20 protein-coding genes are annotated in these 19,583 nt (G+C 69.9%); 12 read left to right on the top strand and 8 right to left on the bottom strand.

Translation table 11 applies throughout. From position 1 onward, the window contains the following. Nucleotides 1-36: 36 nt before the first annotated feature. Nucleotides 37-1,176, top strand: a complete 1,140-nt coding sequence (locus F787_RS0102915; RefSeq protein ID WP_028491261.1) for an acyl-CoA desaturase — start codon at nucleotides 37-39, stop codon at nucleotides 1,174-1,176. A gap of 92 nt (nucleotides 1,177-1,268) precedes the next feature. On the opposite strand, the gene F787_RS0102920 is transcribed toward F787_RS0102915, so the two are convergent. Then, nucleotides 1,269-1,586, bottom strand: a complete 318-nt coding sequence (locus F787_RS0102920; RefSeq protein WP_018947323.1) for a hypothetical protein — start codon at nucleotides 1,584-1,586, stop codon at nucleotides 1,269-1,271. 211 nt (nucleotides 1,587-1,797) lie between these two features. Here F787_RS0102920 and F787_RS0102925 point away from each other — a divergent pair, with 211 nt between their 5' ends. From F787_RS0102925 to F787_RS0102970, 10 genes are all read left to right on the top strand, one after another. Continuing rightward, the gene (locus tag F787_RS0102925) at nucleotides 1,798-2,058 is read left to right on the top strand and encodes a hydrogenase maturation nickel metallochaperone HypA (protein ID WP_019022603.1); all 261 of its coding nucleotides are present in this window, start codon (nucleotides 1,798-1,800) and stop codon (nucleotides 2,056-2,058) included. Next, the gene (gene hypF, locus F787_RS0102930) at nucleotides 2,055-4,403 is read left to right on the top strand and encodes a carbamoyltransferase HypF (RefSeq protein ID WP_028491262.1); all 2,349 of its coding nucleotides are present in this window, start codon (nucleotides 2,055-2,057) and stop codon (nucleotides 4,401-4,403) included. Before F787_RS0102925 ends, hypF begins: the two co-directional genes overlap by 4 nt. A gap of 4 nt (nucleotides 4,404-4,407) precedes the next feature. Then, entirely contained in the window at nucleotides 4,408-4,665 is a 258-nt protein-coding gene (locus F787_RS0102935; RefSeq protein ID WP_018868818.1) for a HypC/HybG/HupF family hydrogenase formation chaperone, read from the top strand. Next, nucleotides 4,662-5,750 (top strand): hydrogenase formation protein HypD, encoded by a 1,089-nt coding sequence (gene hypD / locus F787_RS0102940; RefSeq protein WP_028491263.1) that lies wholly within the window; start codon nucleotides 4,662-4,664, stop codon nucleotides 5,748-5,750. The genes F787_RS0102935 and hypD overlap by 4 nt, the downstream gene beginning before the upstream one ends. Beyond that, entirely contained in the window at nucleotides 5,747-6,751 is a 1,005-nt protein-coding gene (gene hypE / locus F787_RS0102945; RefSeq protein ID WP_028491264.1) for a hydrogenase expression/formation protein HypE, read from the top strand. The genes hypD and hypE overlap by 4 nt, the downstream gene beginning before the upstream one ends. A gap of 58 nt (nucleotides 6,752-6,809) precedes the next feature. Then, nucleotides 6,810-7,028 carry a hypothetical protein gene (locus tag F787_RS0102950; protein ID WP_028491265.1) on the top strand — a complete coding sequence of 73 codons (219 nt, stop codon included), beginning with the start codon at nucleotides 6,810-6,812 and terminating at the stop codon, nucleotides 7,026-7,028. 115 nt (nucleotides 7,029-7,143) lie between these two features. Beyond that, entirely contained in the window at nucleotides 7,144-8,094 is a 951-nt protein-coding gene (locus tag F787_RS0102955; protein ID WP_018868822.1) for a PDC sensor domain-containing protein, read from the top strand. A gap of 99 nt (nucleotides 8,095-8,193) precedes the next feature. Then, on the top strand, nucleotides 8,194-8,754 hold the full coding sequence (locus F787_RS0102960) for a rhodanese-like domain-containing protein (RefSeq protein WP_018868823.1): 561 nt from the start codon (nucleotides 8,194-8,196) through the stop codon (nucleotides 8,752-8,754). 147 nt (nucleotides 8,755-8,901) lie between these two features. Continuing rightward, nucleotides 8,902-9,744, top strand: a complete 843-nt coding sequence (locus tag F787_RS0102965) for a PP2C family serine/threonine-protein phosphatase (RefSeq protein WP_028491266.1) — start codon at nucleotides 8,902-8,904, stop codon at nucleotides 9,742-9,744. Nucleotides 9,745-9,807: 63 nt separating this feature from the next. Next, a complete protein-coding gene (locus tag F787_RS0102970) occupies nucleotides 9,808-10,851 on the top strand; it encodes a LysM peptidoglycan-binding domain-containing protein (protein WP_028491267.1) in 1,044 nt (347 codons plus the stop codon). Nucleotides 10,852-10,870: 19 nt separating this feature from the next. On the opposite strand, the gene F787_RS0102975 is transcribed toward F787_RS0102970, so the two are convergent. The 4 genes from F787_RS0102975 to F787_RS0102990 all read right to left on the bottom strand — a co-directional run bounded on the left by F787_RS0102975 (nucleotide 10,871) and on the right by F787_RS0102990 (nucleotide 15,746). Then, nucleotides 10,871-12,571 (bottom strand): serine/threonine-protein kinase, encoded by a 1,701-nt coding sequence (locus tag F787_RS0102975; protein WP_019590888.1) that lies wholly within the window; start codon nucleotides 12,569-12,571, stop codon nucleotides 10,871-10,873. Nucleotides 12,572-12,574: 3 nt separating this feature from the next. Continuing rightward, nucleotides 12,575-13,117 carry an FHA domain-containing protein gene (locus F787_RS0102980; protein ID WP_018868827.1) on the bottom strand — a complete coding sequence of 181 codons (543 nt, stop codon included), beginning with the start codon at nucleotides 13,115-13,117 and terminating at the stop codon, nucleotides 12,575-12,577. Nucleotides 13,118-13,193: 76 nt separating this feature from the next. Continuing rightward, the gene (locus F787_RS0102985; protein WP_019569379.1) at nucleotides 13,194-13,742 is read right to left on the bottom strand and encodes a copper chaperone PCu(A)C; all 549 of its coding nucleotides are present in this window, start codon (nucleotides 13,740-13,742) and stop codon (nucleotides 13,194-13,196) included. A gap of 18 nt (nucleotides 13,743-13,760) precedes the next feature. Further along, the gene (locus tag F787_RS0102990) at nucleotides 13,761-15,746 is read right to left on the bottom strand and encodes a TonB-dependent copper receptor (protein WP_028491268.1); all 1,986 of its coding nucleotides are present in this window, start codon (nucleotides 15,744-15,746) and stop codon (nucleotides 13,761-13,763) included. Nucleotides 15,747-16,067: 321 nt separating this feature from the next. Here F787_RS0102990 and F787_RS0102995 point away from each other — a divergent pair, with 321 nt between their 5' ends. Further along, a complete protein-coding gene (locus tag F787_RS0102995) occupies nucleotides 16,068-17,033 on the top strand; it encodes a sigma-54-dependent Fis family transcriptional regulator (protein WP_028491269.1) in 966 nt (321 codons plus the stop codon). A 3-nt stretch (nucleotides 17,034-17,036) separates the two neighbouring features. On the opposite strand, the gene F787_RS0103000 is transcribed toward F787_RS0102995, so the two are convergent. The 3 genes from F787_RS0103000 to F787_RS0103010 form a co-directional block, all read right to left on the bottom strand. Then, complete coding sequence (locus F787_RS0103000; protein WP_028491270.1) at nucleotides 17,037-18,476, bottom strand: DUF945 family protein; 1,440 nt, start codon at nucleotides 18,474-18,476, stop codon at nucleotides 17,037-17,039. A gap of 65 nt (nucleotides 18,477-18,541) precedes the next feature. After that, nucleotides 18,542-19,108, bottom strand: a complete 567-nt coding sequence (locus F787_RS0103005) for a hypothetical protein (RefSeq protein WP_028491271.1) — start codon at nucleotides 19,106-19,108, stop codon at nucleotides 18,542-18,544. A gap of 96 nt (nucleotides 19,109-19,204) precedes the next feature. Beyond that, nucleotides 19,205-19,576, bottom strand: a complete 372-nt coding sequence (locus tag F787_RS0103010) for a DUF5362 family protein (RefSeq protein ID WP_018868833.1) — start codon at nucleotides 19,574-19,576, stop codon at nucleotides 19,205-19,207. Nucleotides 19,577-19,583: the final 7 nt, after the last annotated feature.

The following is a 19,583-nucleotide window of genomic DNA, read 5'->3' on the forward strand; positions in this document are numbered from 1 at the left end:
TTGGCGCTTGCCCCGATCGTCAGCAGGTATCTTTCGATGTCCGAACCGACCCCGCCGATTGCCCGGACCACGGCGATCTTCTTTCTGGCGAGCAATCTGGCCGCCCTCACGCTGGTGCCGTGGTGGGGCCTGACGCAGGGCTTCAGTGGCGCGGCCTGGGCCTTTTTCGGGATCTTCATGGTGCTCGGCGGCCTGGGGATTACCGTGGGCTATCACCGGCTGTGGGCGCATCGCAGCTTCAAGGCGCGCGGCCCGCTGCGCGTGATTCTGGCGCTTTGCGGGGCGCTGGCGCTGCAGAACAGTATCTACAACTGGAGTGCCCGGCACCGCGTGCATCATGGCTACGTGGATGACGTGGAACGCGACCCGCATTCCATCAAGCGCGGCTTCTGGCACGCCCACATGGGATGGATGCTGCGCAACTGGCCCGCCAGCCGGGCCGATTATTCACGCGCGAAGGACCTGACGAAGGATCCGGTGGTGATGTGGCAGCACCGCCACTACTGGACCCTGGTGTGGGGGCTGAACCTGGGGTTGCCCTTGCTGCTGGGGCTGGTGTTCGGGGACGTGATCGGCATGCTGCTGCTGGCGGGCGTGCTGCGGCTGGTGCTCAGTCACCATTTCACGTTCTTTATCAACTCCCTGGCGCACTGGTGGGGATGGCGCCCCTACAGTGACGAGAATACCGCCGTGGACAACGGCCTGGTCGCGTTGCTCACCTGGGGCGAGGGGTACCACAACTTCCACCATGCCTTTCAGGGCGACTACCGCAACGGCGTGCGCTGGTGGCAGTACGACCCCTCGAAGTGGCTGATCAACCTGCTGGCGTGGACGGGGCTGGTGCATGACCGGCGCTGGACGCCGCGCTTCAAGATCCTGCGCGCGCGGCTGCACACCGAGTTCCGCCGCCTGCTGAACCCCGATGAGGCCGGGCCGATGCACGACACCTGGCGCGCGACCGTGGAACGCGAATACCAGCACTTCCGCGATACGGTGAACCAGTGGCAGCAGGTGCAGGCGGAAAACATGCGGGCCGGTCGTGAGGCCCTGAACGACCGCTGGCTGCGCACGGAACTGCGCACCCGATTCAAGGAACTGGAGTATCGCCTCAAGATGCAGCGTCGCCGCCTGCGCGCGCTGTCGGCCTGCCAAGGCACGGCATCGGCTTCCGCCTGACGCCCTGCCCTCCCGGGAGTTCAGGGGCCCGGAGAGTGCATTGAAGCGGACGACCCGGTCGGCCTCGGGCATGCGCCCGCTGCCCGACTGCGCTAGGCCGTGTCGTCGGCGATCTTTTTCGCCACGCGATCGGCGACCTTGCCGCGCACCACCACCTCGTCGGCTCCGGCCTCACGCGCGGCCTTGAGCATGCTCCCTTCCACATGCGGGCCAAAGGCGAGGATGGCGGCACCCGGACAGCGTTCACGCCAGGTCGACACACTCGCAACGTCCCGTGCACCGAGGTCGATCACGATCAGGTCGGGGGCTGCGGGCTCGCCGCTGCCGGTCACTTCGGCACCGGCCGCGCGCCAGCGCGATTCGAGCCGCACGCGGGTCATCAGGTCGGGGGTGTCGATGTGGATCTGCATGGATGTCGGGCTCCGTTCAGTGGGTATCCGCCGCCCGTACCCGTCGAACATGCCGGATGACATCCACGGCGAACGGTATGGAGAGGACGTCGAGACCCAGGGAAACATCGACGGTTTCCGGGTTTCGTTCTTTTCCATGCCGCCTCCCTGCAGCCATTATAGGAAGGAACCAGTCTACCTTAAGGAAACCGGGACGGGGAGACACTGAACCATGCACGAACATTCGCTGATGGCCGACTTGCTGCGCAAGATCGAGCAGGTGGCGGCCGACAACAACGCCGAGCGCGTAACCCGGGTCCGGGTGTGGCTGGGGGCGCTGTCGCATATCACGCCGGAGCATTTCCGCGAGCATTTCGAGGACGGCACCCGCGGCACAGTGGCCGAGGGCGCCGAACTGGAGGTGGAGACCTCGGACGACGACACCCACCCCGAAGCCCAGCAGATCCTGCTGCGGAACCTGGACGTGGTGTGAACGACCGCGCCCGTGCGCGCTGGCGCCTGATCGTCGCAGGCCGGGTCCAGGGCGTCGGGTTCCGGCCGTTCGTCGCCCGTCAGGCGCGTCGGCTGGGGCTGACGGGGGCGGTCGCGAACACCTCGGAAGGGGTCGTGATCGAGATCGAAGGGCCGCAGGCGGCGCTGAGTTCCTTCCGCCGTTCCCTGGAGGAGGACGGCCCGCCGGCCGCACGCGTGGACCTGATCACCGCCACCACGATTCCGCCGCTCGGCGATGCGGATTTTTACGTCCGCACCCATCATGCCGCCGGCGGGGGCGCTCCCGCACTGGCCCCCGACCGCGCGCCCTGCCCGGCGTGTCGGGCCGAAATCCGTGATCCGGCTGCGCGGCGGTTCCGCTATCCGTTCACCGCCTGTGCCGACTGTGGACCGCGCTGGAGCATCACGACCGGCCTGCCCTGGGAGCGGGCGCGGACCACGCTCGCCGGGTTCGCCCTGTGTCCGGCGTGTCTCCGCGAATTCGAGGACCCGGAGGACCGGCGCTTCCACGCGGAGGCCATGGCCTGTCCGGAATGCGGCCCGCAACTCACGCTGCGCACGCCGGACGGGGACGCGCGGAGCACCGGCGACGCCGCCCTGCGCGCGGGGGTGGACACCCTGCGCGAAGGGGGCATTCTGGCCCTGAAGGGCACGGGCGGCTTCCAGCTGCTGGTGGATGCCACCCGACCGGAAGCGGTCGCGCGGCTGCGCCGGCGCAAGCAGCGGCCGGAGAAACCACTGGCGATCATGCTGCCGGGTCGGGCCGAAACGGATACGCTCGCCCGCATCGACGATGTCGAGCGGGCGCTGCTGGAATCCCCGGAGGCCCCCATCGTACTGGTCGAGGGCCGGCCGGAGGCACCGCTGGCCGAGGGGGTCGCCCCGGGGCTCGGACGTCGCGGACTGATGCGCCCGTCCACCCCGCTACACCTCCTGCTCCTGGACGACTTCGGCGAACCGGTGGTCTGCACTTCCGGGAACCGCAGCGGCGAGCCCCTGTGCGTGGAAGGCGACGAGGCGGTTGCCCGGCTGGGCGATATCGCGGACGCGATCCTGGATCACGACCGGCCGGTCGCGCGGGCGCTGGACGACTCCGTGTTCCAGGTCGCCGCCGGCGAACCCCAGTGCCTGCGACTGGGGCGCGGCTGCATGCCAACGCGCGTGCCACTGCCTGCGGGGGAGCCCGCGGTTGCGCCCGGACCGGTGACCCTGGCCCTGGGCGGGCAGCTCAAGGCAGCGCCCGCCCTGGCGCTCGCGAACGAAGTGGTGGTCGGCGCCCATGTCGGCGACCTGGAAAGCGACACGGCATTACAGCGGCTGAACCGCGAGGCCCGGGCGCTGGGGGAGCTCTGCGGGGTGGACATCGAACGGATCGCCTGCGACCGGCACCCGGATTACGCGTCCACACGCCTGGCCGAAACCTGGAACCTGCCGCTCACGCGGGTACAGCATCATCATGCCCATGCGGTGGCGGCCCTCGCGGAGCACGGCGTGCGCGAACCGGCGCTGGCCCTGGTGTGGGACGGGGCCGGGCTGGGCGACGACGGTACGCTGTGGGGCGGCGAGTGCCTGAGTCTCGACCGTGACGGGAGCTGGCGGCGCAGCGGGCATCTGCGACCGTTCCGCCTGCCCGGGGGCGAGGCCGCGATGCGCGAACCGCGGCGCGCGCTGCTGGGTCTGCTGCATGCCCGGTACCACGGCGATCACGCGGCCCTCGAGGCCAGCCCCGCGCGCGCCCTGTTCACCGCAGCGGAATGGCAGCCGCTGCTCGCCTGCCTGGACCGGGGGATCAACGCCCCGGTGACCTCCAGTGCGGGAAGGCTGTTCGATGCGGTCGCGGCACTCAGCGGCCTGCGCATCGCCGCCGGCTACGAAGGCCAGGCCGCGCTGCGCGTGCAGGAAGCCGCGGAGGCAGCCGGGCCCGCAGACAATGGTGCAAAGTACGGCGATACAGACGCGATCCCGCTGGATACCGACCTTGCACCCTGGCAGGGCGACTGGGCCCCGCTGGTCGATGCCCTGCTCGCGGAACGCCCGGCGCGGCCGGTGGACGCGCCCGCACGCATGGCCACGCGGCTGCACCGGGCGCTCGCGGGATTCGCGGTCGCGGCGGCCCGCGCCAATAACCGGGAAACCGTGGCATTGACCGGCGGATGCTTCCAGAATCGGTGGTTGCTGCAACAATGCGTGGACGCCCTGCGGGCGGCCGGTTTCCGCCCGCTCTGGCCGCAGCGCATCCCGCCCGGCGACGGCGGGCTGGCGACCGGCCAGGCCGTGATTGCAAGACGGGCGACCTCGCCCGTGCGAACCACCGACGGAGACTGAGACCATGTGCCTGGCCATCCCCGGCCGCATCGACCATGTGGAGGAGGCGGACGATCCGCTGTTCCGCCAGGCCCGCGTGGCCTTCGGCGGGGTCACGCGCACGGTGTCGCTGGCCTGTACGCCGGAGGCCGGGCCCGGCGACTACGTGCTGGTGCACGCCGGCATCGCGATCGCCACCGTCGACGAGGCGGCCGCCGAACGCACCCTGGCGGCCCTGCGCGAGATCCCCGGGCACGATCCGTCCGCTCCGGAGGCTCCGTGAAGCACCTCGACGAATACCGCGATCCGGCGCTGATCCTGCACCAGGTCGAGGCGATCCGCGCGGCCTGCACCCGGCGCTGGACGCTGATGGAGGTCTGCGGCGGCCAGACCCACGCGATCCTGCGCCACGGGCTGGACGAGCTGCTGGCGGACTCGGTCGAGCTGCTCCACGGGCCCGGCTGCCCGGTCTGCGTGACCCCGGCCGAGACCCTTGATCAGGCGGTACTGCTGACCCGCCGCCCGGAGGTGATGTTGTGCACCTTCGGCGACATGCTGCGCGTGCCCGGAGCGCTGGGCGATCTGAACGGCGCCCGCGCGGCCGGTGGCGACGTGCGCGTGATCTACTCGCCGCTGGATGCGGTGGCGCTGGCGCGCGAACACCCGCAGCGCGAGGTGGTGCTGCTGGCGGTGGGCTTCGAGACCACCGCCCCGGCCGCCGCCATCGCGGTGCTGCAGGCCGAGGCCCTGGGCCTGACCAACCTGTCGCTGCTGGTCTCGCACTCGCTGGTACCGCCGGCGATGGAGGCCCTGCTCACCGATCCGGACAGTCGCATCCAGGGCTTTCTGGCCGCCGGACACGTCTGCACGGTGGAAGGTGCAACCGTCTACCGGACGATCGCCGAACACTTCGGGGTTCCCATCGTGGTGACGGGCTTCGAGCCGGTGGACCTGCTGGCCGGGATCCATGCCTGCGTGGAGCAGCTGGAACGCGGCGAAGCGCGGGTGGAGAACCGCTACGACCGCGCCGCCCGCGATGACGGCAACGCCGCCGCGCGCGATGCGGTCACCCGCGTATTCGAGCCGGTGGAACGCGAGTGGCGCGGCATGGGCCGCCTGCCCGCCAGCGGCCTGGCCCTGCGCCCGGAATTCGCGCGCTTCGATGCCCTGAAGCGCTTTGACCTGGCCGGGACCGAATCCGGAGGAGACGGTCCCTGTATCGCCGGCCAGGTGCTGCGCGGGCTGAGCCGACCCACCGACTGTCCGGCCTTCGGCCGCGAATGCACCCCGGATCACCCTCTGGGGGCGCCGATGGTCTCCTCCGAGGGGGCCTGTGCGGCCTACCTCCACTACCGGGGCGAGACATGACCACCGAGATCGTGCGGCTGGCACATGGTGGCGGGGGCCGGCTGCAGGCCAGGCTGCTGGACGAGGTGATCCTGCCGGCCCTGGGCGCCCGCGCCTGCGGCGCCCCCGATGCCGCCGTGCTCGACGCGCCGGGCGGGCGCCTGGCCATGACCACCGACAGCTTCGTGGTGCGGCCGCTGTTCTTTCCCGGCGGCGACATCGGCCGCCTCGCGGTACACGGCACGGTCAACGACCTGGCGATGGCGGGGGCGCGACCGCTGTGGCTGACGCTGGGGCTGATCCTCGAGGAGGGGCTCCCGCTGGAGGACCTGCGCCGCGTCCTCGCCTCCGTAAGCGCGGCCGCCGAAGAATGTGGTGTGCAGGTGGTGGCCGGCGACACCAAGGTGGTCGAGGCCGGGCATGGTGACGGGGTCTACATCAACACGAGCGGCGCAGGCGTGGTCCCGAACGGGGTTGGCATCAAACCGACCGCGATCCGGCCGGGCGACGTGCTGCTGGCCAGCGGCGACCTCGGGCGCCATGGCGTGGCCATCCTCGCCGCCCGCGAGAACCTCGGCCTCGAGCCGCCGGTTCCCAGCGACAGCGCGTCGGTGGCCGCGGGCGTGGCGGCCCTGCTGGACGCCGGTGTGCCGGTACATGCACTGCGCGACCCCACCCGCGGCGGCACGCTGGCCGCGCTGCAGGAGCTGGCCGAGGCCTCCGGCAGCCGCCTGGTGCTGGACGATGCGGCCATCCCCGTACGCGAAGACGTGCGCGGGGCCTGCGAGATCCTCGGGCTGGACCCGCTGCACTCGGCCTGCGAGGGGCGGTTCCTCGCGGCCGTCCCGGCGGACCATGCCGAGCAGGCACTGGCGATCCTGCGATCCGTTCCCGAGACCCGGGACGCGGTCGCCATCGGCCGGGCCGCGGCCGGCGACCCCGCGGTGATCCGGCGCCTGGCCACCGGCGTGGAACGCCGACTGGTCCTGCCGGCCGGAGAACAGCTCCCGCGCATCTGCTGAAAACCGCGCCGGCACGCGCTATCGTTGGCCGGGCCCGCCATACCACCGGAGACCGACCATGACCCTTCGCCCCCTCGCTCTCGCCCCGCTGGCCCTGACCTCCAGTCCGGCGCTCGCGCACCCCGGACATGGGCACGGCGACGGCCATTCCCTGCTGCATTATCTGAGCTCGCCGGAGCATGTCTGGCCCGCGGCCGCGGCCCTGCTGCTGGCCGCCGTGATCGGCGGCGCATGGCTGTGGCGGCGCTCGCGCCGACGGAAAGACCTGCGGAGCTGACGGCGGGCACGAATCCTGCTGACAAAACCGCTGAATGCTCGGGAGGGCCGGTCACGACAGTGAAAACCCGGTTCGGGGATAATGCGCGCGCACCAAAAGGAATCGGAAACGCACCATGAACGAACTGAAACAGGCCATCGAGCACCAGCGGGAGTACCTGGAAGAGCGGCTGCATGAGCCGCTGAGCGGGATCGCGGCGCGCCTGGTGCCGGCCTGGCCCCGGCGCGAGGAACTGGACTCGATCCTGGAGGACGGGATCCGGCGGATCCCCGAGGCCACATTCATGTACGCGCTCAACACCCGCGGGATCCAGCTGTCCGATAACATCTCCCGCAGCGGCGTGCTGCCCGAGCACTTCGGCCGCGACCGCTCGCAGCGGCCATACATGAAGGAGGCCGTGCCGGCCGACGGTTTCCTGCTGTCCGAGGCCTATATCAGCCTGCTGGGGCGGCGCCCGTCGCTGACCGCCCTGCAGCTCGTCCGCGACGACAACGGCCGGGCCCTGGGTTTCCTCGGCGCGGACTTCGACCTGCGCAACCTGCCGGACCTGTCGGAAGACCTGTACGAGGAATCCAGCGAGTGGCGTCAGATCAAGGGCGACCCGTCGATCCGCGGCACGCTGTTCCAGCAGAGCCGCACCGAAAGCCTGATGGACCGCAACATGGACACCGCGCTGGCCATCCTGGAGGAGCTGTTCACCGAGCGGGGCGTGTTCCAGGGCGTGTTCCACTTCTCCAGCTCGCGCGCGACCCTGTGGACCACCGAGGATCCGTACCGCTACCGCATCCTGACCCACGAGTCGCTGGCCGACCCGGATGTCTGTCTGGCCTTCCCCCACGAGCCCTACCCGGAGGAGGCACTGATCCCGCAACGGGACATCGGCCGGGTGCTGGACGGCCTGCGGACCCTGCGTTTCGCCGACGACACCGTGTATCTGCGTTCCGCGTCGCTCAACCTGTTCAACGGCATGGTCAGCCTGACCTTCTCCTGCGACGGCTCACACTACATGACCTCCGAGGAATTCCTCGGGCGTTCCATCGAATTCTGGCTGGGGGCGACCGGCTGATCCGCCCCGGCCTCATACCCCCTCGGGGGCCGGGTCATTTTCCCGGGGTCACGGCGCTGCATTTATATTAGGATTCCCTAATAAATACTGGAGAGAAGCATGCAGCGTACCCTCGCCGCCCTGACTCTGGGCCTGGCCCTCGCCCTGCCCGCCACCGCCGTGGCCGACGACGTCCACGAATTCGGGATCTCGCCGCAGGCGACCTACAACCTGGTGCAGGAAGACGGCGATGACATCCTGTTCATCGATGTCCGCGACCCGGTCGAGATCATGTTCGTGGGCTTCACCGACAAGGTCGATCTCAACATCCCCTTCCTGCTGGTGGACCGCCACGACTGGGATGACGAGAAGAACCGCTTCAACCCCTCGCGTAACCCCGACTTCGTCGACCAGATCGACGCGGCGCTGGAAGAGCGCGGCCTGGACCGCGACGCCACGATCATCACCATGTGCCGCTCCGGCAGCGAACGCGGGGAGCCCAGCGCAGCATTCCTGCGCGAGAACGGCTTTCCCAACGCCCGTTACGTGGTCAACGGCTTCCAGGGCGACGCCATCAGCGAAGGCGAACGCGCCGGCTTCCGCCTGAAGAACGGCTGGCAGAACTCCGGCCTGCCGTGGAGCCGCGAGATGAACGCCGACAAGATCCACCGCAGCGACTGACCCCCACCCGGATCTGTCCGGATCCTCCGCGGCCCCGGATGCCACCGGGGCCGTGTCACCCGTTCCGTACTCTCCCGCCCGGGGGTGTCCCGCAATCCCCGAAACCGGCATCATGGCAGGGTCTTCATCCCTCCCGCCGGACTCGACATGGAAACCGCCTCCGCCAGCGACATCGGGGCGCGCCCCGAACAGCAGGATGCCGTCACCGTCCGGGTCTCCGACGACGGTCGCCGCGCACTGCTGGCCGTCGCCGACGGCATGGGCGGCCACGCGGCCGGGGCCTGGGCCTCGCATACCGCCATCGCCACCATCGAGGCGCACTGGGAGCAGTGCAACGGCATGCCCACGCGTCCGGCCCGCTGGCTGGAAACCGTTGCCCGCGCGGCCCACGACGCCCTGCGCGCGGAAATCACCGACGACACCGCCCCGCCCGGGAGTACCCTGGTGGTGCTGTTCGTCGATGAGGCCGGTGCGTGGTGGGTGCACTGCGGGGACAGCCGCCTGCTGCATTTCCGTGGCACGCGCCTGATCGAACGCACCCGCGACCACTCGCGGGTGCAGGAGCTGTTCGAGGCCGGAATGATCCGCGAGCAGGAGATGGCCACCCACCCGGATCAGAACCACCTGCTCGCGGCGCTGGGCATGCCCGGAGGCCTGCGCCTGGACCACGGACACGCGAAACGCCATCCGGACTCCGCGTTCCTGCTGTGCACCGACGGTTTCTGGGAACAGATCGAGCCGGCGGAGATGGCGGGCCTGCTGGTGTCCGATGACCTGTCCCGCGGGCTCGACGAGGCGGTGCGGGTAGCCGCCAGGCGCGGGGGCCCGCGCGGCGACAACATCGCCGTGGCCGCCTGGCGCAGTGGCGCCCCCCGGGGCTTCGACCGCCTGCGCCATCGGGGCGGGTCGCTGGTGCCGTCGACGCTGCTGGGCGGGATCATCCTGCTGGCGGTGCTGGCGATCCTGTTCTGGCCGGTCGGCGGCGGATGAGCGGAAATCACCGAACCCGTATACTGCAGAAAAAGTGAAGCCGTTCACATAATGGATCGCCCGATGCCCCCCTCCCGTTTCGTCCGCGCGCTGTTGCTGCTGTCCCTGCTGTCCCTGACGGGCGGCTGTGCACTGCTGGAACAGGAACCGGACGCAGACCCGGAACCGACCCGGGACCCGCAAGCGACGGATGAACCGCCGGAAGCAGCCCGGTCGGACGAAGAACGCGCCTCGCCGCCGACCCTTGCGGGCATCCTGAACCGGCTGCAGGCAGGCGAATGGGACCGGGCGGAGGCCATGCTGGAGCAGTTCCGGGAATCCCGCCCCGAGGACCCCACCGCGCGCTCGCTGCAACGTCAGCTCAAGGAGGACCCGGAAACGCTGCTCGCCGACGGCGAGACCCGGCATACCGTGGAGGCGGGGGACACCCTGGGTCTGATCGCCAGGCGCTACACCGGCGACGCCACGCAGTTCGTGATCCTGGCTCGGCTCAACGACATCCGGCGGCCGAAGCACCTGACCGTCGGTCAGCAGCTGCGCGTTCCCCCGCCCGCCGACCCGCAGGACGGCGGCGAGCCCGGTGTCACCCCCGATCTCGACGAGCAGCTGCAGGCCCTGGACGCAGGCGCGGAAGACGGCTCGGGCGAACGCGGGGAGTCCTACCGCATGACCATCCGCGCCGACCTCGACGCCGGGCGTCACGAAGCGGCCTACGAGACCGCACGGGCCGCCCGGGAGGCCGCCCCCGGGGAGGCCTGGGACGACTGGCTCGACCCGCTGGAACGGGAGGCCGCGGCGGCCCATTACGAACGGCGCGGCCTGGATGCGCGAGACCGGGGCGACGCGGACGCGGCCAGGGACTGGCTGGAACGCGCACTCGAGGCGGAACCCGGGCGCGAACCGGCACGAACCGAACTGGCGCGTCTGCGGCGCGCGGAAGCGGAGACCCTGCACTCCGCCGCGATCGTCCACTACCGCAACCAGGAACTCGAGCGGGCCATTGAGCTGTGGGATGCCGCGCTCGAGCTCGATCCCGACTTCGACGCGGCGGAAGGCTATCGCCTGCGCGCCCGCGAGCTGCAGCGGCGCCTGGAGAACATGGAGTAACCGGCCGGACCGCGGCGGACTATCCGCTGCGTTCGTCGCCGCCCGGGTCCGCGCCGGGCGGCCGTTCCGGTGGAGCCACCGGCATGGTCCGCGTGGCGGAGGCATCGTCCTTGTGCCCCGACGGCGCCGGGTCCGCAGCCGCCCGCTTGACCCGCGCTTCCAGCGAATCCGCCATGGCGTTGTAGGCGGAGAATACGCGTTCGAAGTCGTCCCGCCGCCGCACCCGGATACGGGTATCCAGCCGCCCCTGAGCGATCTGGTCCAGCGCGCCGCGCAGGGTTTCCATCGGCACCTGCAGGCGCCGGGCAAAGACATAGACGCCCAGCAGCACCGCCAGCACGGTCACCACCGTCAGCATGAGCAGCGCCATCATGGTGGTGCGCCCCGCTTCCTGCAGCGAAGAGGTACTGAGCGCCACCTGCAGATGTCCCAGTTCGAAATCCTGGAACCGCACCGGCGCCTCGAACAGGAACACGTCGTTGCCGTCCGGACCGGCGGTGGACCATACCGTGCGCCCGTCGCGCGAGAGCAGAAGATCCTCGGCCGGCGGTTCGTTGCGCGGCTCGCCCAGCGCGTCCGGGTCGGAGCTGGCGACGATACGTCCGTGCCGGTCGCTAACGGACAGCAGTTCGATCTCGCGATTGGCCTGCATGTCGCGCAGGCGCGCCTGCATCGCGATGGAATCCTCCAGCAGCAGATCCTCGGCGCTCTCCACCGCGATGGTGCCCGCGAGCGTGGAGCCGTAATCGAAAGCGAGGTCGGTCATCACCTCGTTCTGTTTCTGCTGCACCAGGAAGGCACCCACCGCCAGGGTGACCGCGACCAGAGCCCCCATCACCGCGGTCCAGCGCAGGCGCAGGGGCACGATGCGGCGCCCCGCACCGGCGCGTTCGCGTTCGGCGCGCTCGTCCTCGATGCGCTGCAGATCCACCAGCAGCTCGGCGGCCGACTGATACCGCCGGGACGGGTCGCGTTCCAGCAGCCGGCGCACCACCGCGACCAGGTCTTCCGGGCAGTCGCGGATGATCGGCCGTGGTTCCGGCACCGGCTCTTCCAGGACCCGCTGCAGGACCCGACCGGCCTCGCCATCGAGAAACGGCCGATGCCCGGTGAGCAGTTCGTACAGCACCACGCCCATCGACCACAGATCGCTGCGACCATCGGCATCACCGCCGCGGATCAGCTCGGGGGCCATGTAATGGGGGGTCCCGGCCGACGCGGTGTGGTCCTCGGCGCGCCATTCGGGGTCGAACAAAGTCTCGGCAATGCCGAAATCCATCACCTTGATGTTGACCGTGGCACTGGTGACGAGGATGTTTTCCGGCTTGATGTCCCGGTGGATCACGCCATGGCGGTGAGCATAGTCCAGCGCCTCGGCCAGCTGCTGCGCCACCTTGAGAAAATTGCGCAGCAGCAGCGGACGGAACTGTTCGGCGTAGGCATCCAGCGTCTGCCCCTCCACCAGCTCCATGGCGATGAACGGCCGGCCCTCGGCTTCGCCCACGTCGAAGACCGTGACAATACCCGGGTGGGTCAGCGTACCCGCGGCACGGGCCTCGGTCAGGAAGCGCTGGCGGTATTCCGGATCGCAGGCGTAGTCGTCATGCAGGATCTTGATGGCCAGGGTCCGCCGGATCTGCGGGTCATACCCCTGATGGACCGTCGCCATCGCGCCGCGGCCCAGCTCCTCCCCTACTTCGTACCGGCCGAAGCGCCGCATGAATCAGGCCAGGACCTCCAGCCCGATCCGTACCAGCACCGCCACCACCAGCACCGCGGCACCGCCCGCCAGCCAGGCCCGCCAGCGCGGACGGCGGCCGGCCAGGGGCAGACCGGCCCCGGCATGATCCCGGTGATGAAACACGAATTCGGCCCCGCCGAAGCGCACGCGGTCGCCCTCCCTGAGCGTGGCCTCGTGCACCCGCTCGCCGTTGACCCAGGTGCCATTGGTGGAGAGCAGGTTCATCACCCGGCATTCGCCGTCCTCGTTGATGACCCAGGCGTGCTGGGAGGACACGCTCGGCTCCTGCAGGACGATGTCGTTGTCGGACTGACGCCCCAGCGAATGGCGGCCGGGGCGCATGAGCAGGCGTTGCTGCTTGAACGGCTCGGCGACCCCCACCAGCACCGGCAGGTCACTCTCCTCGACCTCGGTGCCGGCGGGCTCCGGCGGGGCCTCGGGCAGTTCGCCGCGCTGAAACAGCATGGTGCCCTGCGGGCCGTTACGGTCGCGGCCCTCGCCCCGTCCCTCGGAATGCTCGTTCATGCTCCCCCCGTGAATGGACATACGGGATGGAGTATGCCCGCACCCCCCGGAGGGTCACAACGATCTGGATCAATCCTCAGTGCCCGTGGTGGCCGGATCCGTGGCCATGGCGCGACCCGCCACCATCGCGCACCGTGGCCTCGAAGCGCGCGGTTTCGCCCGCGGCCGTCTCCAGGGTGACCGACACACGCTGATCCCGCTCCAGCGGTTCATGCAGATCGATCAGCATCACGTGCAGGCCACCCGGCTCCAGCGCGGTCTTCCCGCCGGCCGGGATGGTGATGGCCTCGACCTCGCGCATGCGCATCACGCCCGCGTCATCCTGCACGTGGTCGTGCAGCTCGGTGACCCCGGCGACCGGCGATTCGCCCCGGACCAGCTCGATGTCCTCGTCGGTATGGTTGGCAAGGGTCAGATACGCCGCGGTCGAGCCCATGCCCGGCGGCATCATGCGCACCCAGGGCTCGGACACGATTTCCAGGCCCTCCGGACAGTCGCAGGCGAAGGTCTCGTCCGCGCCATGCGCATGTTCTCCGGCCGTCACGCCGGTGGCAGCCAGTGCCAGGAATACGGCACCGGCCAGGGCCAGCCGCCCGGGGCGTTGATATTGCGAGATGTTGGTCATTGCTTATGTCTCCCTCTCTCAGAATTCCACGTTCCACTGGGCCCAGACGGTACGCCCGGGTTCGTTGACCGGCCGGGTGGCCGCTCCCAGTTCGGCACTGCCGCGCTGGATATGCTCGCTGTAGGTGCGATCGAACAGGTTGTCCACGCCCACGGTCAGCTGCGAGTTCCCGAACAGCTCCACCCCGCCGTACAGCGCGACGGTGGCAAAGCCCGAGGTCTCTCCGGTGTCCAGGCTGTAGATCGTACCGTGATCCTCGTGGATGCGGTCCTGACGCATCACGCCGCGGACCTGAAGCCCGCCGAAATACGTCCCCGACGCATACTCCGCGCCCAGCGTTGCCTCCGCCGGCGGGGTCTGCGCCAGGGGCACGTCGTCCGTGGTGTTCTCCGAGCGCACCCAGGCGGCACTCGCGTTCACGGTCCACGCCGACGTCAGTTCCCAAGCGGCGTCCGCTTCAAAGCCCCAGGTCCGCGCATCCACGTTGCGCGTGCGATCCCCGGGCTGCGCCACCAGGATGTAGTCGTCGAACTCGCCGTAGAAACCGGACAGCGAGGCTCGGAGGCGCGGCCCGCTCCAGGCAATGCCCGCATCCAGCTGGGTCAGGACCTCGGTATCCAGATCGAACACCCGCCGGCGCTCCCAGAAATCCGCCGCACGCTCCGAACGCCCGACACCGACGTGCCAGGCCAGCGGCCGCTGCGCCTGCTCCTGTTCATAGCGCAGGAAACCGCTGGTGGCGGTCGCGCGCTCGCGGTCGCCGTCGCTGGCGCCACCAAAGCCGTCGCGCTGCGCCTCGGCCCGGGTCCGGTCAACCCGCAGGCCGCTCACCACGCGGCGCCGCGCATCCAGCGGGATCTCGAGTTCGCCGAACACCCCTGCGTCGCGGAATCGCGCGGTATCCTCGCGGGCGACATCGCGCCACCCGAAGGCGTCCGGCCCCATCAGGCGGTTCCCGCTGTGGCGGTTGCGGCTGTAATCGAACCCGGCGTGCAGGGCCATGTCCCGCGGCAGCCGGAAATCCCCGGCCACCCGCGCCCCTTCGGTGATGCGTTCGGGGTAGCTGACCATGGGCATGCCCGGAGGCTCCCGCAGGGTGTAGTTGTCCATCACATGGTCGATCTCGTTGCGGAAGACCCGCGCCTCCAGGGTCTCGAACCAGGGCGCGAGATCATCGCGGGTAAGCGCAAGGCTGTAGCCGGTGCGGTCGAAGCGCACGCCGTCCATGCCACGGTCGTCGTAAGCGGCCTCGGCGTCGGAACGGTCATACGTGAACTCAATGAGGGTCTGCTCGTCAGGGCGCCAGCCGGCGATCCCGGTGCCACTCCAGCGGGAATACCGAGAGTGGACCTCGTTGCCATCGCCGTCGCGGTAGTCGTCCTGATCCGAGAAGGTGCCGATGGCACGCAAATAGCCCGCGGAGGACCCGGTCGCCACGTCCGCCACCAGGTCGGTGCGATCGAAACGCCCGACGGTCAGGCCCGCGAATCCGGTGACCTCCCCGGCCTCCGTGAACACCGGCGCGTCCCGCTCGAAACGCACCGTACCGCCCGACACGGCACCATGCCGCACGCTCTGCGGACCCTTGCTCACCTCGATGCGGTCAAAGGCCTGCGGATAGGCATACGCGGTGGGCGGGTCCATGCGCCCGCCACAGCCGCCCAGCACCGGATCGTCGTCCAGCAGCAGCGACAGTCGCGAGCCTCCCAGGCCTCGCAGGGCCGGATCGCCACTGGTACCGCCCTTGCGACTGGTCACGAATCCGGGGATGGAGGCCAGATACGCCCCGCCATCATGCGCCGGCAACGGAAGTCGGGGCTGGCGCGGATCGGTACTGATCCGCCCGGGCCCCTCCATGGCGGGAACCGTTACCACCACCGGGGCCAGCCGCGCCGGGTCCCCGGCCTGCGGCGCAGAAGGCCCTTCGGCCGCCACGGGCGCGGCCGCGGCACCGGCGATCGCCAGGGGGATCCAGCGGCACCGGAATCCATGCGAATGCTTCATGATTTCTCTCCGTCCTTGTTCTTGTCATTGGCGTCGTGCGACCGACTCGCGAGCAAGCGCCGGGCCAGATACGGGCACGAACGGAGAACGGGAAACCGGAATGGCGGACTGCGGCGCCCGAAGCACCATTGGGAGCACCACCGGAGGTGGCCGGAACCGCCACGCATACACGGCAGCCCCCGGGGCCGGTGCGGGATTTGCCACAGCGGAGGGGTGAAACGCCGCAGTTGCGAACCGGACGCGGACGGATTCCCTTGCCCGGGCACGGACTCTGGGGCAGGCTATGCAGTCATGCGGCAAGCGCCTGGCGGCCGGGAGGAGATGTTGGTCGAATCAGAAAATACCGCCGAACATTTCGTTGGGAGCTCGCCCGAGCTGCAGGCCGTGCTGCGTCAGGCCAGCATGGTGGCGGCCACCGATGCCACGGTGCTGGTGCTGGGCGAGAGTGGGACCGGCAAGGAACATCTGGCGCGCCACATCCATGCCCGCAGCCGGCGCCCGGACGGACCGCTGATCACGGTGAACTGCGCGGCCCTGCCCGAAGAGCTGGTCGAGTCCGAGCTGTTCGGCCACCGCCGCGGGGCCTTCACCGGCGCGAACGACCATCAACCGGGGCTGGTGCGCCAGGCACATGGCGGCACGCTGCTGCTCGACGAGATCGCCGAACTCCCGGCCGGGGCCCAGGCCAAGCTGCTGCGCTTTCTGGAAAACGGGGAATGCCAGCCGCTGGGCGCGGCCGAGGCGGAACAGATCGACGTTCGCGTGATCGCCGCGACCCACCAGGATCTGCAGCAGCGCGTGGCCGACGGGCGTTTCCGCGCCGACCTGTACTATCGCCTGCAGGTGGTGCCGCTGGAGATGCCGCCGCTGCGCAGCCGCCAGGGAGACGTGCGCCGTCTGGCCGAACACTTTCGCGTCACACTGGCGGAACACCACGGCGTGGAACCGCCGCGGTTCACGCCCGCACTGCTGCGCTGGCTCGGCCAGTGGCCCTGGCCCGGCAACGTGCGCGAGCTGAAGAACCTGGTCGAGCGCTGCGTAATCTTCATGAGCGGTGCCGAGGTCAACCCGGGCGATCTGCCCGATGCCTGGCTGCAGACCCCGCAGGACCAGGCCGGCGGGCCGTTCGTGATCCCGCCGGGAGGGCTCAGCCTGGAGCGCCTGGAGATGGACCTGATCCGCCAGGCCCTGGAACAGACCGCCGGCAACCGGTCGCGGGCCGCCCGCCTGCTGGGGCTGACCCGCGACACCCTGCTCTACCGCATGAAGAAATACCAGATCGCCTGACCGCTATCCCTGCAGCAGCATCATCAGGTCGGTGACCGCCATCATCGGCTCGCCATCGACCACGATCATGCCCTCGGCGACCTCGACGTCCAGCCGGACCCGGTCATCCTCCACCGTGAACAGCGGGAACTCGCGCGCGCCCTGTATCAGCATGGCCACGATCTCCTCGGCCTCGCGATCCACCTCCGCCGCCGGCCGATGCGGCTCACGCAGGGCCATGTCCTCGCGCACCGAGGTGCGGATCAGTCCCCGGTCCACGCCCGCCTGCAACGAACCCGACAGATACTCCAGCAATCCCGGGCCCTGCCAGGCGGCCGGCGGGATCTCCCCGGCCCGCAGCGTCAGGCTGCCGTCCAGGGCATCGCCCCGGGCGTCCACCACCCGCAGTTCCCGCAGCTCCAGGGCGGCGCCCTGCGAGGCGGTATCCATCAGCCACTGCTGATACAGGGCGTCCACATCCTCCAGCGCGTGCAGGCCGGCTTCGACCTCGCGGCCCAGACGCCCGGCCTCGCGGACGGCGGCGGCATCGAGGTCCAGATGCAGCTCGGCGCGGAACTGCTGCAGACCGGTCAGGCCTTCCGCCCGGGTCTCGCCCAGCTCCAGACTCAGGTCACTGCGCGAACGGCCGTCGGTCTCGCGGGTCACCCCCGCCAGACGCAGGTCGCGCATGCGGAAAGACTCGTCGTCGAACTCACCCTCGATCCCGTCCAGCGCGAGTTCGGAATCGCCTTCCACCAGCAGCGAGTCGACGATGACCAGGTTGTCGCCGCGCATGCGCAGGCCGTCGATCCGCAGATCCACCTCGCCCGGCACGCCGACCCAGGCCCGGGGCAGCTCGGCGTGCAGCGCCTGCAGACCAGCCTCGCCCGCGATCTGTGCGGAGGCCTCCCAGGCGTCCCAGGACAGCTCGCCGATGCGATGCTGGCCGGCCATCAGCAGATCGCCGTCATAACCGGTGCCCTGCAGATGGATGCGGGTGTCGCCCCCGGGGCGATGAGCGACCTCCAGCGTGGCCCAGTGATCCTGCTCCAGTGCGGGCAGGTCGGCCGCCACCGCCTCGGCCCACGGCAGCGTACCGGCCGCGCGGAACGGCTGGCCGCTGACCCAGCGGGCGAGGCCGTAATCCTCGACCTCCATGCGACCACTGGCACTCACGCTCGGCTCCGGCGTGCCCTGCAGCTCCGCCAGCGGCTCGTGCAGCGGGTTGTCGGACTCCGGGCGGTAGCGGAAGCGATAATCGACCGTCCCGGCATCCCGGTCATATGCGAGCCGGATCACGTCGAACTCGTCCACCGCCGCGGCATCCGCCTCGAAGCGGTCGAGCGCCTCCTGCAGGCTGTTCTGCGCCTGCGCCTGAACCAGACGGTCACCGCCCGCCCAGGCCGCTCCGCCGAGTACCACAACACCGACGGCCACGCCGGCCTTCGCCAGTCCACTTGCCATAATGACTCCCTTCTTTAGTGGGTGTTGCCAGTGTGCCCCGGGGTGAGCAACGGCCCCGGAGCGAATCAGTCGTCGTCCGCGGTCACCAGGGCCGCCGACCCCATCAGCTGGCCCCGGCCGTCATCGTCGGCCGGGGCCAGGCTCAGGGTGAACAGCTGCTTGAGAGGGGCTTCGGGCACCGCCCATTCCCAGGATACGGTACGCGTCGGGCCGCGCCCCGGCACCTCCCGGGTGTCATCGCGGACCTCACGGGCCTCGATCGGGTCGGGGGCCTCCGAGATCAGACGCACGAACGCCTCGTGCGCATGCTCGATATCGGCGCGACGCGCGTGCACAGCACAGAACGTGTCACCCTCGGGAAGGGCCAGCACGAGACGCCCGGCCTCGGACTCCAGACGCCAGGCTTCGCCTTCCTGTCCGCCCAGAAACGGCGCGGCCAGCTCCGGACGCAGCAGATCGTCTTCCTCCTGTTCGGCCCGCAGTGCCTCCAGATCGCTCACTCCGCTCAGACAGGAATCCGCGTAGGCACGCGTGAAGGCATCGGCTTCCGCCTCACCGGCATCCGGCCCGGCCAGCGCGGGAACGGGGAGCAGAAGCGAAACGGCGAACAGCACGGCTGGCGAGCGGGTCATCACGAACCTCCGTTCTGGACGATGAACATACCGGAGAAGCTATGACGACGGGCCGCAAAAGGCAATGGGCCGCGGCTGGCGGCCCGACTGCCCGGGTTACATGCCCTGAAGCTCGCTCATGCCCATCATCCCCGCGCCGATGCCGAACAGGAAACCCAGCACCATCAGCAGGATGTAGACCAGCAGGAGCACGCCCATGATGGTGAAGTGGGTGCGCAGCCGGCCCATGGCATTCTTCGCCTCCAGCTCGTCATCGCGCTCGTAGGCGCGGGCGAAACTGCCGGCGGCCTGCATCAGCACCACGCCGGCCCAGATCGGGATCCAGGCCACGATGATGCCGATGATCGACAGGGCCGTGAGCACCCCGGACAGGATCAGCATGACCCCGATCAGCTGCATCCAGAATTTGCCGCGATAAACCGGCTCGATGAGTTCGCGCACGCCGGTCGTACTGGTTGTCTCGTTCATGATTCCC

It is taken from the genome of Thioalkalivibrio sp. ALE19 (assembly GCF_000428605.1).
In the GTDB taxonomy this organism is placed as follows: domain Bacteria; phylum Pseudomonadota; class Gammaproteobacteria; order Ectothiorhodospirales; family Ectothiorhodospiraceae; genus Thioalkalivibrio.

What these genes read in the sequence shown, in the direction of transcription:
- F787_RS0102925 (WP_019022603.1), top strand. Translation starts at nt 1,798, where the DNA reads ATGCACGAACATTCGCTGATGGCCGACTTGCTGCGCAAGATCGAGCAG.
- F787_RS0102970 (WP_028491267.1), top strand. Translation starts at nt 9,808, where the DNA reads ATGCCCCCCTCCCGTTTCGTCCGCGCGCTGTTGCTGCTGTCCCTGCTG.
- F787_RS0102960 (WP_018868823.1), top strand. Translation starts at nt 8,194, where the DNA reads ATGCAGCGTACCCTCGCCGCCCTGACTCTGGGCCTGGCCCTCGCCCTG.
- F787_RS0102935 (WP_018868818.1), top strand. Translation starts at nt 4,408, where the DNA reads ATGTGCCTGGCCATCCCCGGCCGCATCGACCATGTGGAGGAGGCGGAC.
- F787_RS0102980 (WP_018868827.1), bottom strand. Translation starts at nt 13,117, where the DNA reads ATGAACGAGCATTCCGAGGGACGGGGCGAGGGCCGCGACCGTAACGGC.
- F787_RS0102915 (WP_028491261.1), top strand. Translation starts at nt 37, where the DNA reads ATGTCCGAACCGACCCCGCCGATTGCCCGGACCACGGCGATCTTCTTT.
- F787_RS0102955 (WP_018868822.1), top strand. Translation starts at nt 7,144, where the DNA reads ATGAACGAACTGAAACAGGCCATCGAGCACCAGCGGGAGTACCTGGAA.
- F787_RS0103010 (WP_018868833.1), bottom strand. Translation starts at nt 19,576, where the DNA reads ATGAACGAGACAACCAGTACGACCGGCGTGCGCGAACTCATCGAGCCG.
- F787_RS0102990 (WP_028491268.1), bottom strand. Translation starts at nt 15,746, where the DNA reads ATGAAGCATTCGCATGGATTCCGGTGCCGCTGGATCCCCCTGGCGATC.
- F787_RS0103005 (WP_028491271.1), bottom strand. Translation starts at nt 19,108, where the DNA reads ATGACCCGCTCGCCAGCCGTGCTGTTCGCCGTTTCGCTTCTGCTCCCC.
- F787_RS0103000 (WP_028491270.1), bottom strand. Translation starts at nt 18,476, where the DNA reads ATGGCAAGTGGACTGGCGAAGGCCGGCGTGGCCGTCGGTGTTGTGGTA.
- F787_RS0102950 (WP_028491265.1), top strand. Translation starts at nt 6,810, where the DNA reads ATGACCCTTCGCCCCCTCGCTCTCGCCCCGCTGGCCCTGACCTCCAGT.
- F787_RS0102965 (WP_028491266.1), top strand. Translation starts at nt 8,902, where the DNA reads ATGGAAACCGCCTCCGCCAGCGACATCGGGGCGCGCCCCGAACAGCAG.
- F787_RS0102975 (WP_019590888.1), bottom strand. Translation starts at nt 12,571, where the DNA reads ATGCGGCGCTTCGGCCGGTACGAAGTAGGGGAGGAGCTGGGCCGCGGC.
- F787_RS0102985 (WP_019569379.1), bottom strand. Translation starts at nt 13,742, where the DNA reads ATGACCAACATCTCGCAATATCAACGCCCCGGGCGGCTGGCCCTGGCC.
- F787_RS0102920 (WP_018947323.1), bottom strand. Translation starts at nt 1,586, where the DNA reads ATGCAGATCCACATCGACACCCCCGACCTGATGACCCGCGTGCGGCTC.
- hypE (WP_028491264.1), top strand. Translation starts at nt 5,747, where the DNA reads ATGACCACCGAGATCGTGCGGCTGGCACATGGTGGCGGGGGCCGGCTG.
- F787_RS0102995 (WP_028491269.1), top strand. Translation starts at nt 16,068, where the DNA reads ATGTTGGTCGAATCAGAAAATACCGCCGAACATTTCGTTGGGAGCTCG.